This is a genomic window from Synechococcus sp. OH20 (genome assembly GCF_047502685.1).
Classification (GTDB): domain Bacteria; phylum Cyanobacteriota; class Cyanobacteriia; order Thermostichales; family Thermostichaceae; genus Thermostichus.
The window spans coordinates 66,316-78,879 of the sequence record NZ_JANSIQ010000037.1; the positions used below are offsets into that span (position 1 = coordinate 66,316).

Sequence of the window (12,564 nt, forward strand, 5' to 3'; positions counted from 1 at the left end):
AGGGTGAGCGCTTTTTCCCCAGGAGCATCAAACCGTGGACGCGCGCTACAATCCCCGGGCCATCGAGAGCAAGTGGCAGGCCCACTGGCGTGAAATGGGGCTGGATCGCACCCCAGAGTTGAAGGACGGGATCCGCAAGTTTTATGCTTTGTCGATGTTCCCCTACCCCAGCGGCAACCTGCACATGGGGCATGTCCGCAACTACACCATCACCGATGTGATTGCCCGCCACAAGCGCATGCAAGGGTACGCGGTGCTGCACCCGATGGGCTGGGATGCCTTTGGTCTGCCGGCGGAGAATGCCGCCATCGACCGGGGGATCCCGCCGGCCAAGTGGACCTACCAGAACATCGCCCAGATGCGGGATCAACTGCAACGGCTGGGGCTTTCCTACGACTGGGAGCGGGAGATAGCCAGTTGTTCGCCAGACTACTACAAATGGACGCAGTGGATCTTCCTGCAATTTTTGAAGGCGGGCCTGGCCTACCAAAAAGAGGCGGCGGTGAACTGGGATCCCGTGGATCAGACGGTGCTGGCCAACGAGCAGGTGGATGCGGAGGGGCGCTCCTGGCGATCCGGCGCTCTGGTGGAAAAGCGCCTGCTCAAGCAGTGGTTTTTCAAAATCACCGCCTATGCTGACCAACTGCTGGCCGACCTAGAACAGCTCTCCGGCTGGCCGGAGCGGGTGCGCATTATGCAGGAGAACTGGATCGGCCGGTCGGTGGGGGCTAGGGTTGTCTTCAAAGCGGAGACAGGGGAGGAGCTGCCGGTGTTCACCACGCGGCCCGATACCCTCTGGGGGGCCACCTTCATGGTCATGTCGCCGGAGCACCCCTTGGTGGACAAGCTCACCACCCCTGAGCAACAGCCCGTCGTCAAGGCTTACCAGGCCGAGGCTGCCGCCCGCAGCGAGATCGAGCGCAGCGCCGAAGACCGGGAAAAAACGGGCGTCTGGACGGGATCCTACGCCATCAACCCCGTCAACCAAGAGCGGATCCCCATCTGGATTGCCGACTATGTGCTGATGGGCTACGGTACGGGGGCCATCATGGCCGTGCCCGCCCACGACCAGCGGGACTTCGAGTTTGCCCGCAAGTTTGGCCTGCCCATCAAGCAGGTGGTGCAGCCGCCCGGCGAGGCAGGGGAGACGGCTGCAGATCTGCAGTCGGCCTGGACAGGGGAAGGGGTGATGATCAACTCCGGCCCCTTGGACGGGATCCCGGTGGGCAAAGGCCCAGGGCAGAGCGTAGAAAGAGCCATCGCCTGGTTAGAGAGTCGGGGCTTGGGGGAACGGCAGGTGAACTACCGCCTGCGGGATTGGCTCATCTCGCGGCAGCGCTACTGGGGCTGCCCCATCCCCGTAATTCATTGCCCCCACTGCGGGATTGTGCCGGTGCCGGAGGAGGATCTGCCGGTGCTGTTGCCGGAGGATGTGGAGCTGAGCGGACGAGGTGGCTCTCCCTTGGCCCACTTGGAGGACTGGGTGAAGGTAAAATGCCCCACCTGTGGCGCCGATGCCCGCCGCGAGACCGACACCATGGACACCTTCATCTGCTCGTCCTGGTATTTCCTGCGCTTCAGCGATCCCCGCAACGACCGCGAGATCTTCCGCAGAGACCTGGTCAACGCCTGGCTGCCGGTAGATCAGTACGTGGGCGGTATCGAGCACGCCATCTTGCACCTGCTCTATTCCCGCTTTTTCACCAAGGTGCTGCGAGATCAGGGGCTGCTGAATTTTGACGAGCCGTTCTTGCGTCTGCTCACCCAGGGGATGGTGCAGGGGCGCACCTACTACAACCCCAACAAGTCCGGCAAGGATCGCTGGATCCCGGCGGCTCTGGTCAAGGATCCCAACAACCCCACAGATCCAGAGACCGGCGAGCCCCTGCAAGTTATCTACGCCACCATGTCCAAATCCAAAGGCAACGGCGTGGATCCGGAGGAGGTGCTGGCCCACTACGGAGCGGACACAGCCCGCATGTTTATCCTCTTCAAGGCGCCCCCCGAGAAAGATCTGGAGTGGGACGATGCCGATGTGGAAGGCCAGTTTCGCTTTCTCAACCGCGTCTGGCGGCAAGTGTACGAGTTTGTCGTTCGCGATAGCGGGACGGAGTCCTTGCGGGGCAAAGCCGCCGAGCTGCTGCAGGCCCAGGTCGAGGCGGGATCCCTGACCAAGGCCGAAAAAGATCTGCGCCGCGCCGTCCACACGGCCATCCAGGCAGTCAGTGAGGATCTGGAGGAATACCAGCTCAACACCGCCATCGCCGAGCTGATGAAGCTGAGCAACGCCCTGGCCGAGGCCGGGATCCCGGATTCGCCGGTCTATGCGGAGGGGATGCGCACCCTGGTGTTGCTCTTGGCCCCCTTTGCCCCCCACATTGCCGAGGAGTTGTGGCAGGCGCTGGGCGGCCCGGACTCAGTCCATCGTCAATCTTGGCCCAGCCATGATCCGGCGGCTCTGGTGGCCGACACGGTAACCATTGTGATTCAGGTGAACGGCAAATTGCGCGGCTCATTTGAGGCACCGGCGGACGTGACGCCAGAGGAGCAGGAACGCTTGGCCCTTCAGTCTGAGGCGGCGCAAAAGTATCTGGAAGGGGCGACGCCCAAAAAAGTGGTGGTGGTGCCGAAAAAGCTGGTTAACTTGGTTCTCTAGCTGCGTCTGGCCATCGGGTTTGGGGTCGGCATGGCAGCCCTACCGGCTTTCCGTAACCGAACCATGTCGTTGTAGCTTTCGCGCCGCTCTAACTCCCCTCTCCCTCAGGGAGAGGGGCTGGGGGTGAGAGCTGGGAGAGATGATTAAACTGGGCTTCGTCAATGCGGCCGGCGCGGAAAAGAGTGGTTTTGATTTCCGAGAGGGTAAGAACGGCATGGCCGCGGTACCCCTGCTCTTGCAAACGCTCTCGCGCCCCCTGCTCGTGATCGATCAGCACCACAATGTCTTCCACCTTTAGCCCTGCCGAGCGCAGTTTCTCGGCTCCTTCCATGGCGCTGCGCCCTGTAATCAAAACGTCATCCACTACAACCACCGTTTCCCCCGGTTGGTAGGATCCCTCGATTTGCCGGCGAGTTCCGTGGGCTTTTACCTCTTTGCGGGGATAGATCATCGGCTTATTTAAGCGCAGGGATAATCCGGTTGCCGTCGGCAGAGATCCATAGGGGATCCCGGCAATCCGCTCGAAGGAAAGGGTTTCTAAAATCTCTGCGTAAGCCTTGAGAACGCGATGGAAGATTTGCGGCTTGGAAATAATGGTACGCAGATCAATGTAATAGGGCAAAGTTTGCCCAGAAGCCTGGACATAATCTCCAAATAGAATACAGCCGATGTCGTACAGCTCTAGGATCAAATCCGTATGAGGATTGGGCTGCAACAGACAGACATCCGGCACCCACAAGGTGCAAGCCGACCCAGATCCCGACTGTCCCTTCTGAGAGCGAGCTGTTTCCACGGTTTCTCGCAACTGGCTTACAGCCTCTTTCAAATCCTGGCGAGCCAACCAGTCCTGGGGTACCGGCAGCAACAGGCCCTCTCCATGGGCGTTCAACCCCGCCTGCAGACAAGCCTGCCAGTCCACGCCCTCTCCCCAGAGGCTGCGGGCCAAGATCAGCCGTTCGGGAGCAGCGGCGCGGATGCGACCCATCACTGAGGGATGCGCGGATCCCACTTCCAGCGCTACCTGTTCGGGTGTGCCCCAATGGCGGCACTGTTTCACCAGATTTAGGTGGAGGGGTTCCACGCTCTCTATTCCTTCCTGCTGCCCGGCGATGGCTTCGGCAGGGTAGTCCTGGATGGTGTTGGCCCCCGGATTGCTGGTACGGCAGAGCAGAAACACAGCTTTGTGAGGATAGAGCAAAAACGGAGCCACCAGATCCTGGCCTGCATAAGGATTGAGGGTGAGGGCATCCACATTCCAAACTTCAAAAGCCTGCCGAGCCAGAACAGAGGCGCTGTTCAAATCGGCGTACTTGGCATCGAGAATGACCGGGATCCCTGTGGGCACTCGGCGCAGCACCGCTTCCAGCAACTCCAGGCCGCCAGATCCCAGGGCCAAATAAAACCCCAGCGTCGGCTTGTAGGCGCACACGTGATCCTGCGTCTGCTCGATCACCCAGCCCAGCCAGTCCAGCAAGGCGGCCATCATTTGCGGTGTTGCAGAGGCAACCAGGTTGGAATCGGGCTCTCCCTTTAGCCTGAGGTGGGCAGGTAACAGCTCTGGATTGGGATCCAAGCCCAGCCAGAGACAGCTTTGGTTCTGCCGGCTTGCAGCCACCCACTTGTCGCTGGAACTCACCCCATATCTTTTCACCTGCAACGGTCGGCTCCTTGGCTTTTCTCATTGTGCGTCGTTCTCCATCCTCTCCTTTGGGATCCCTTCCCGTCAGGCCAAGGTTCGACCCCGATTAAGCCCACAATGAGGCTATGCTGAATTGAGCACCGCATCTATCCCCCTGTTGCCATGCGAGACCTTCTGCGCGACATCCTTCGAGATTGCTCTGGCTTTGTGGAACTGCGCTACCACAGCAAGGTGTTTCGCAGTGTCACCGCCGAGAAAGGCCGCCTTGAGCGCACCGCGGTTCGCCGCCGTTCCGGCGTGGGGGTGCGGGTGCTAGAGGCCGGCACCTGGGGCTTTGCCGCCACCGGGGATCCCTCGCCGGCTGCCATTCGAGAGGCCATTGCCGAGGCGCAGCAGGCTGCCCGCGCCAGCGCCGACTACCGCAAACACAAGTTGCAGGCTTTGCCCAGCGTGCGGTTGGCCCAAGGGGAGTTTTGCGAGCCCGGCGTGGGAGAGGTGCTCAACAAGCCTCTAGAGGCGAAGATCCAGTTGGTTTTGGAAACGGAAGCCCAAGCTCAGAAGTCTTCCGCTCGTATTAGCTCCGCCAGTTGCACCTACAACGAGATCTACGAGGAAAAAGCCATTGTCACCACCGATGGGGCGGATGTGGCCTTTCGCCTGGTGCGCCCCGAATTGCGGGTACAAGCGGTGGCCGAGGCCGATGGCCAACTGAGCAGCGGCGCCGAGTCCATCGGGGTAACGGGGGGGTGGGACTGTCTGTTCCGCTCGGATCCCTTGCAGATGGCGGAAAAGGCGGCTGCTACTGCGGTCGATCTCCTCTCCGCAGGCTACGCCGAGGGAGGATGGGCCACGGTCATTTTGTCTCCTTCCATCGTGGGTCTGCTGGTGCACGAGGCCATTGGCCACACCGTCGAGGCGGATTTTGTCTTGGCCGGCTCGGTGGCTGCCGGCAAGCTGGGCCAGCGGGTGGCCAGCGAACTGGTTACGCTCAAGGATTCAGGCCGCTCCGAATTTATGCCGGGGGCAGGGGGGACGCTGCCGGTGGACGACGAAGGCGTTCCCACCCAAACCACCACCATCATCCAAAACGGCATTTTGGTGAGCTACCTGCACAACCGCGAAACGGCTGCCCACTTCGGCGTCGAGCCTACCGGCAACGCCCGCGCCTGGGAATATGCCGATGAGCCCCTCATCCGCATGCGCAACACCTACCTCGAGCCGGGATCCCAGACTTTGGAGGAGATCATCGCCAGCACTCCCGACGGCTACTTCCTGGATGGGGCCAGAAACGGGCAAGCCGACTCCACCGGCGAGTTTATGTTTGGCGTGGAGCGGGCCTACCGCATTCGCAACGGCAAGCTGGCGGAGCTGCTGCGAGGGGTTACCATCACGGGCAATGCCTTTGAAGTGTTGCAATCGGTGGATGCCGTCTCGCGGGATTTTCTCTGGGACCTGGGATCTGGCCATTGCGGCAAGGGGCAGCCGGCCAAGGTGGATGCAGGCGGTCCCTACATTCGCTGCCGGGCCATTGTAGGCGGACAACAGACTGCTTAGCTGCTTCGGCGGGGCTCTACCCGTAGGGTCGTTGCCACTCCCACCACTTAAGTCGGGGGATCCTTACGCAGCCCATGGACAGGCTCGTAAAGGGGTTGTCAATGCGCCCCTAGACAGTTCCCTATAGCCAAGCCGCAAAGTTCTGCTTACTTAGTCATCATTAAATAGCAATGAAACGTTATTGCCACGTAACGCTGTCACGAACGCGCTGGCCGCGCGGAGCCCTATCCCTAACTCCCCTCTCCCTCTGGGAGAGGGGCCGGGGGTGAGGGAGCGCTCCCTCTGGGAGAGGGGCCGGGGGTGAGGGAGTACTCCCTCTGGGAGAGGGGCCGGGGGTGAGGGCAGCGGCGCGGAGCGCTTATAAGCCCAGTTTTTTGCTCATCAAGCAAACACCACCGTTTTGTTGTGGTAGACCAGCACGCGATTTTCCAGGTGATAGCGCACGGCCCGAGCCAGGACTAGGCGTTCCATGTCGCGGCCTTTGCGGATCAGGTCGGCAACGGTATCGCGGTGGCTGACCCGCACCACATCCTGCTCGATGATCGGCCCCTCATCCAGATCTTCGGTGGCGTAGTGGGCAGTTGCGCCGATGATCTTGACGCCCCGTTGGTGGGCGCGCTGGTAGGGGTTGGCGCCGGCAAAGGCGGGCAGGGTGGAATGGTGAATGTTGATCACCGGCGGCGCCTGGCGGAGCAGCCACCCGCTCAGCACCTGCATGTACTTGGCCAACACCACCAGGTCGATGCGATACTCCTGCAGCAAGGCAAGCTGGCGGGTTTCTGCCTCTGCTTTGCTCTCTGGAGAAATCGGGATGTGATGGTAGTCGATGCCGAAGGAGCGGGCCAGCGGCTCCAAGTCGGGGTGGTTGCTGATGATCAAAGGGATCTCCGCCGGCAGTTCCCCAGCCCTCTGCCGCCAGATGAGATCCAACAGACAGTGGGGCTGCTTGCTGGCCCACACGGCAAGGCGACGGCGCGTGTCGGAAAAATGCAGTTCCCAGTTGGCCTGGATCCCACGGGCAATGCCCGAGAAGGCGGGGACAATTTCCGCCCGCTCCAGTTGGAAGCCCTCTAAGTCCCACTCGATGCGGCTTAGGAACAGCCCTGCCTCGGGATCCGTGTGGTGGTCGGCATGCAGGATGTTGCCGTCGTAGCTGTAGATAAAATTGGAGAGCTTGGCTACCAGCCCTTTTTGATCGGGGCAAGACACCAACAAAGTGGCCGTGGGCATAGAGGTGCGAAGAGCTCGCCCCTTTACCCTAGGGCCTGGATCGGCCCCAGATCAAGGCTGTCAATCGACCCGGTTGATCTCTGCCAACAGCCAGGGATCCACCGGCTGGCCATCCCAACGCTTCAGGTCGATGCGAATCCAGATGGTTGCCGAGGAGCCGGCAGGGGGCAGCTCCTGGTGAAACGAGATCTCGTAGTCGGAGGGGTTTTGGCCGTGCTGCCGCAGCCAGGCTTCCACCTTCGCCGGGGCAAAATAGGACTGCCCTTGCTCGAACAGGCGCGCGATCTCCAGGCCAAAGCAAAGCGGGTTGAAGCGGGCCATCGACTAGGCGGCGTCTGCGGTTGGCGAGTTGTCGGCTGTGGCGGCTATGGGCTCTGCCCCATTGGCGGGTTTGCCAGGCGGATTGGCTGTGGCGACCGACTCGGCTTGGGTTCGGGCCGCTGCTGGGCGGACAGCTTTTTCCAGCTCCTGTGCCTCTCGGTTCAACTGTGCCTCAAACTCTCTGGAGGCATCTTGCAAGCTGCGCAGGGTTTTGGCCAACGTGCGACCGATCTCCGGCAATTTGCGCGGCCCAAAGACCAAAAGGGCCACCGCAAAGATGACCAACATTTCCGGCAGTCCAACACCCAAAAAGTTCATAAGCCCTGGGATCCCTTCGCTTCCCTAGACTGACATTTTCTCGCCGCAGACCGCAAGTCACCGCAGGCCCTCTTCAGCCATTCCCACAGCTTAGGTGTTTTGTGCTCAGCTCGCCCAGGCCAACTTCTCCCTGGCCAGCCAAATCAAAATGGTAAAATTGCGTCATCAGTCAACTTCTTTATCGGCCCAGGCTTGCCCATGCTCCAAACCCTACAAAAGCTCCTTGGGGATCCCAACGATCGCAAGATCCGCCAGTACCGTCCTGTTGTCAAGCTGATCAACTCGCTGGAGATCGAGATCGCCTCTCTTTCCGATGCGGAGCTCAGGGCCAAGACCACCGAGTTTCGCCAGCGCCTGGATAGAGGGGAGTCCCTCGACGACCTCCTGCCCGAGGCGTTTGCGGTGGTGCGGGAAGCGGCCAAGCGGGTTCTCAACTTGCGCCACTACGACGTGCAGCTCATCGGTGGCATGGTGCTGCACGAGGGCCAGATTGCCGAGATGAAAACCGGCGAGGGGAAAACACTGGTCGCCACCCTGCCTGCCTATCTCAACGGCCTGACCGGCAAGGGGGTTCACATCGTTACTGTCAACGGCTACTTGGCCCGGCGGGACTCGGAGTGGATGGGGCAGGTGCACCGTTTCTTGGGCCTGACGGTTGGCCTGGTGCAAGAGGGTATGTCCACCGAAGAGAAGCGGCGCAGCTACCACTGCGACATCACCTACTGCACCAATAGCGAGCTGGGCTTCGACTACCTGCGGGACAACATGGCCACCGACATCAAAGAGGTGATGCAGCGGCCCTTCAACTACTGCATCATCGACGAGGTGGACTCCATCCTCATCGACGAGGCCCGCACCCCCCTGATCATCTCCGGCCAGATGGCCCGCCCCTCCGAAAAGTACCTCAAGGCGGCCCAGGTGGCGCGGGAGCTGATCCGGGACGAGCACTACGAAGTGGACGAAAAAGCCCGCAACGTCATCCTCACCGACGAAGGGTTTGAAGCCGCCGAGCGGTTGCTGGGGGTCTCCGATCTGTTTGACCCCAAGGATCCCTGGGCCCACTTTGTCTTTAATGCGGTGAAGGCCAAGGAGCTCTTCATCAAGGATGTCCACTACATCGTCCGCAACCAAGAGGTGGTGATCGTGGACGAGTTCACCGGGCGGGTGCTCCCCGGTCGCCGCTGGTCGGATGGGCTGCACCAGGCGGTGGAAGCCAAGGAGGGGGTGCCGATCCAAAACGAGAGCCAAACCCTGGCCACCATCACCTACCAAAACCTCTTCCTGCTCTATCCCAAGCTCTCCGGCATGACGGGCACCGCCCGCACCGAGGAAGCCGAGTTCGGCAAAACCTACAACCTGGAAGTGACGGTGATCCCCACCAACCGGCCCATCCGCCGTAAAGATGCTCCCGACTTGGTCTACAAGACCGAAAACGCCAAGTGGAAAGCGGTCGCCGAGGAAATTGCCCACATGCACGAGCGGGGCCGGCCGGTACTGGTGGGGACGACCAGCGTGGAAAAATCTGAGCGCCTCTCGGCCATGCTCAAGGAGATGGGGATCCCGCACAACCTCCTCAACGCCAAGCCGGAGAACGTGGAGCGGGAAGCGGAGATCATCGCCCAGGCGGGGCGCAAAGGTGCCGTAACCATTGCTACCAACATGGCCGGGCGCGGCACGGACATTATCTTGGGCGGCAATGCCGAGTACATGGCCCGCCTCAAGCTGCGGGAACGGCTGATGCCCAAGCTGGTGCAACTGGACGCCGACAACCCGCTGGGATCCGTTCCCATGCTAGGGCGGGGTGGGGGCCAGGGATTTGGAGGATCCTCACCTAAGCCGAAAAAATCCTGGACGGTGGTCTCTCCCAACTTTTACCCCTGTGAGCTGTCGGCCCGCACCAGCCAAGCGCTGGAGGAGGTGGTGGCGGCGGCGGTGACCAAATATGGGTTGAACCGCCTGCCGGAGCTGGTGGTGGAAGATCTCATCGCGGTGGCCTCGGAGAAAGCGCCGGTGCAGGATCCGCTGATCTTGCAACTGCGGGAGGTCTACAACAGCATCAAGGCCGAGTACGAAAAGGTAACCGAGGCCGAGCACGAGGAAGTGGTGCGGCTGGGCGGCCTGCACGTGATCGGCACGGAGCGCCACGAGTCCCGTCGCATCGACAACCAGTTGCGGGGCCGCGCCGGACGGCAAGGGGATCCCGGCTCCTCGCGGTTTTTCCTCAGCCTGGAAGATAACCTGCTCAAGATCTTCGGTGGCGAGCGGGTGGCCAAACTGATGGACATGTTCCGGGTGGATGAGGACATGCCCATCGAGCACCCGCTGCTTTCCAGCAGCCTGGAGAACGCGCAGCGCAAGGTGGAAGTGTATTACTTCGACCTGCGCAAACAGGTGTTTGAGTACGACGAGGTGATGAACAACCAGCGGCGGGCCATCTACTCAGAGCGGCGGCGCATCTTGGAAGGGGAGAACCTCAAAACCAAAATCCTCGACTATGTGCGCAAGACCGTCGAGGAGATCGTGCGGGCCCACGTCAACCCGGAGCTGCCGCCGGAAGAGTGGGAAATCGACAAGCTGACCGCCAAGATGCAGGAGTTTGTGCCCCTGCTCAAAGAGAACCTCAAGGCGGACGACTTGCGGGATCTCTCCTACGAACAGATCTTGAACCACCTGCTCAAGCAAGCAGAGCTGGCCTACGAGGCCAAAGAGGCTTTTCTGGATACTTTTGAGCCAGGCTTGATGCGCAAGGCAGAGCGCTTCTTCCTGTTGCAGCAGGTGGACACCCTCTGGCGGGAGCATCTGCAGCAGATGGAGGCGCTGCGGGAGGCAGTGGGCCTGCGCGGCTATGGCCAGAAGGATCCTCTGATCGAGTATAAGAACGAGGGCTACGAGCTGTTCTTGGAGATGATGGACAACATCCGCCGCAACACGGTGTACAACCTGTTCATCTTCACACCCCAGATCGTGCAGGTGCCCCAGGCGGTTCCGGCGCAAGCGGTGGCTGCCAGCCCTGAGCCTGGTGCTGCTTCAGGGGTGGTGGAGGCCGATTTCACCGAAGAGTAAGCGCCGGTCTTGGTCAAGGGGGGAGGAGAATCTGTCGCAGTGCCTCTTTCAACTGTGGGTATTGGAAGGTAAAGCCCATCTGCAAAGCCGCTTGAGGGATCACTTTTTGCCCTGTCAGCACCACTTGAGCTGCCTCGCCCAACAGCAGTTCCAGAGCCAGCTCCGGCACGGGCAACCAGGAGGGGCGACCCAAGACCTGGCCCAAGGTGCGGCAAAACTCCTCCATTTGCACCGGGTTGGGAGCGGTGGCGTTGAACACCCCGGATCCCTGTTGTAGGAGGAAGCAGACCAAACTCACCCAATCCTCGCGGTGGATCCAGGAGAGCCATTGTTTGCCGGAGCCGATCGTTCCGCCGATGAAGAACTGGAAGGGGGCCAACATCTGTGCCAGTGCTCCTCCATCTGGCCCCAACACAATCCCTGTGCGCACGATGGCCAGGCGGATCCCCAATTCCTCAGCGGGCCGGGCGGCAGCTTCCCAGGCTTGACAGACTTCTGCCAGAAAATCTTGGGCCGGGGGATCCGCCTCTGTCAGGGGCTCTCCCTGCGGGTGGGAGCCGTAGTAGCCCACCGCCGAGCTGCTGATCATCACCTGGGGCTTCTGGTCGAGGGAGGCGAGGGCTTGGACAAGGGCTTGAGTGGTCTCCACGCGGCTGCGGCGGATTTCTTTTTTCTTGGCTTCTGTCCAGCGAGAAGAGGCCAAAGGCTCTCCGGCCAAGTTGACAATGCCCTCGTACCCTTCCAGGGCGGTGGCCCAGGTTTGCGGTTGATAGGGATCGTAGGGCAGCAGCTTGAGGTTGGGGGATTCCCCCAACAGGCGGCGGGCCTGGTCGGGGCGGCGGCTCAAGACCAAAACCTGATCCCCTTGCTCCAGCAGACGGGCCACCAAGCGACGCCCGATAAAACCACTCCCACCCGTGATGACAATGCGCATATGGGGATCCGACTGACCTCTACATAACTGCCCTCGTCCTTGGATCGGTGCGGGGCCTTTTGACAAGGGGAACCTCTAGCCTAGCGCGTTTTCTTGCCGACGTTGGCGATGGCTTGGGATCCCGTAATCGGTTTGCCGAGCTTGGCCAAGTGGCAGCGTCCGAAAGCGAAAATGTTTTGGGACAAAGCCTGACACACCGGGGAAAATCGGCTTCAATAAGCCCTAGCTGCGCTTCTTGGCAGCAGAGGCGGCTCATCGTCCCCCTATTTTCTTCCCTTCACCCGTGGCACCTCAGTCTTCCTCCCGTACTCCGGCTGGCCGCATGTCTGTGCGCGTAGAGCAGGTTGCTGGATCGCAGCTAGATATCTCCGTTGCTCCACGAGCCCATCGCTCGCAGGGATCCCTGGTTCGGGCAAGTGGGCAAGGGGATCCCGCCGCTCTCCCGGTTGCCCGCTCCTCGACTCGCTCCCGCCGGCCTGCCCACGAGCCGCAAGCCTGGGAGGTGGCCTGCCACATCGGGGTGAATGTCTTGTTTACGGCGGCTGCCCTCAGTGGTTTGTGTCGCCTCTTGCCGGTGCAGTTGGCCCAGCACCATCGGCTCCAAGTTCTGGAGCAGCACATCGAGGTCTTGTCCAACCGGATTTCTCGGCTGCAGGAGGGGGTGGATCGCGGCATGGATCCCTTGCAACGAGAGGCCCTGATCAAGGAACGTCTGAATCGGGTGCCGCCCAATCAAATTCAGGTGCGCTTGGTGGATCCCAGTACTTTGGTAGCCGACGAGGAGAAGAACATCCCTCCTTCCTGGATCGGGCAGTTCCGTCAGCCGCCTGCCAGGCCATAGACTGCCGC

The 12,564-nt window shown here is 61.2% G+C and carries 9 protein-coding genes; 4 read left to right on the forward strand and 5 right to left on the reverse strand.

The window, feature by feature from the left end; translation table 11 throughout:
* Positions 1–34 precede the first annotated feature (34 nt).
* Positions 35–2,656: a leucine--tRNA ligase gene (gene leuS, locus NW826_RS08355; protein ID WP_414509882.1), complete on the forward strand. Its 2,622-nt coding sequence runs from the start codon at positions 35–37 to the stop codon at positions 2,654–2,656.
* An 88-nt stretch (positions 2,657–2,744) separates the two neighbouring features.
* Here leuS and NW826_RS08360 read toward each other — a convergent pair whose 3' ends face one another.
* Positions 2,745–4,292 carry a bifunctional orotidine-5'-phosphate decarboxylase/orotate phosphoribosyltransferase gene (locus tag NW826_RS08360; protein ID WP_414509883.1) on the reverse strand — a complete coding sequence of 516 codons (1,548 nt, stop codon included), beginning with the start codon at positions 4,290–4,292 and terminating at the stop codon, positions 2,745–2,747.
* Between the two features lie 165 nt (positions 4,293–4,457).
* On the opposite strand from NW826_RS08360, the gene NW826_RS08365 reads away from it, so the two are divergent.
* Complete coding sequence (locus NW826_RS08365; protein WP_414332844.1) at positions 4,458–5,849, forward strand: TldD/PmbA family protein; 1,392 nt, start codon at positions 4,458–4,460, stop codon at positions 5,847–5,849.
* A gap of 381 nt (positions 5,850–6,230) precedes the next feature.
* Here the strand turns inward: NW826_RS08365 and purU are convergent, their stop codons facing one another.
* The 3 genes from purU to NW826_RS08380 are packed head-to-tail and all read right to left on the reverse strand — an operon-like array spanning position 6,231 to position 7,718.
* Complete coding sequence (gene purU, locus NW826_RS08370) at positions 6,231–7,079, reverse strand: formyltetrahydrofolate deformylase (RefSeq protein ID WP_414332845.1); 849 nt, start codon at positions 7,077–7,079, stop codon at positions 6,231–6,233.
* 60 nt (positions 7,080–7,139) lie between these two features.
* On the reverse strand, positions 7,140–7,400 hold the full coding sequence (locus NW826_RS08375) for a hypothetical protein (RefSeq protein ID WP_414509884.1): 261 nt from the start codon (positions 7,398–7,400) through the stop codon (positions 7,140–7,142).
* Positions 7,401–7,403: 3 nt separating this feature from the next.
* Entirely contained in the window at positions 7,404–7,718 is a 315-nt protein-coding gene (locus tag NW826_RS08380) for a TatA/E family twin arginine-targeting protein translocase (protein WP_414509885.1), read from the reverse strand.
* 198 nt (positions 7,719–7,916) lie between these two features.
* Between NW826_RS08380 and secA the strand changes: the two genes are divergently transcribed.
* Entirely contained in the window at positions 7,917–10,781 is a 2,865-nt protein-coding gene (gene secA / locus NW826_RS08385; RefSeq protein ID WP_414509886.1) for a preprotein translocase subunit SecA, read from the forward strand.
* A gap of 13 nt (positions 10,782–10,794) precedes the next feature.
* Here secA and NW826_RS08390 read toward each other — a convergent pair whose 3' ends face one another.
* Positions 10,795–11,715, reverse strand: a complete 921-nt coding sequence (locus NW826_RS08390) for a TIGR01777 family oxidoreductase (protein ID WP_414332854.1) — start codon at positions 11,713–11,715, stop codon at positions 10,795–10,797.
* 322 nt (positions 11,716–12,037) lie between these two features.
* On the opposite strand from NW826_RS08390, the gene NW826_RS08395 reads away from it, so the two are divergent.
* On the forward strand, positions 12,038–12,556 hold the full coding sequence (locus NW826_RS08395) for a hypothetical protein (RefSeq protein WP_414332855.1): 519 nt from the start codon (positions 12,038–12,040) through the stop codon (positions 12,554–12,556).
* The last annotated feature ends 8 nt before the right edge of the window (positions 12,557–12,564 follow it).

Excerpts from the sequence above, each read along its gene's own strand:
- NW826_RS08365 (WP_414332844.1), top strand. The coding sequence starts at position 4,458 with ATGCGAGACCTTCTGCGCGACATCCTTCGAGATTGCTCTGGCTTTGTG.
- purU (WP_414332845.1), bottom strand. The coding sequence starts at position 7,079 with ATGCCCACGGCCACTTTGTTGGTGTCTTGCCCCGATCAAAAAGGGCTG.
- NW826_RS08375 (WP_414509884.1), bottom strand. The coding sequence starts at position 7,400 with ATGGCCCGCTTCAACCCGCTTTGCTTTGGCCTGGAGATCGCGCGCCTG.
- NW826_RS08380 (WP_414509885.1), bottom strand. The coding sequence starts at position 7,718 with ATGAACTTTTTGGGTGTTGGACTGCCGGAAATGTTGGTCATCTTTGCG.
- secA (WP_414509886.1), top strand. The coding sequence starts at position 7,917 with ATGCTCCAAACCCTACAAAAGCTCCTTGGGGATCCCAACGATCGCAAG.
- NW826_RS08390 (WP_414332854.1), bottom strand. The coding sequence starts at position 11,715 with ATGCGCATTGTCATCACGGGTGGGAGTGGTTTTATCGGGCGTCGCTTG.
- NW826_RS08395 (WP_414332855.1), top strand. The coding sequence starts at position 12,038 with ATGTCTGTGCGCGTAGAGCAGGTTGCTGGATCGCAGCTAGATATCTCC.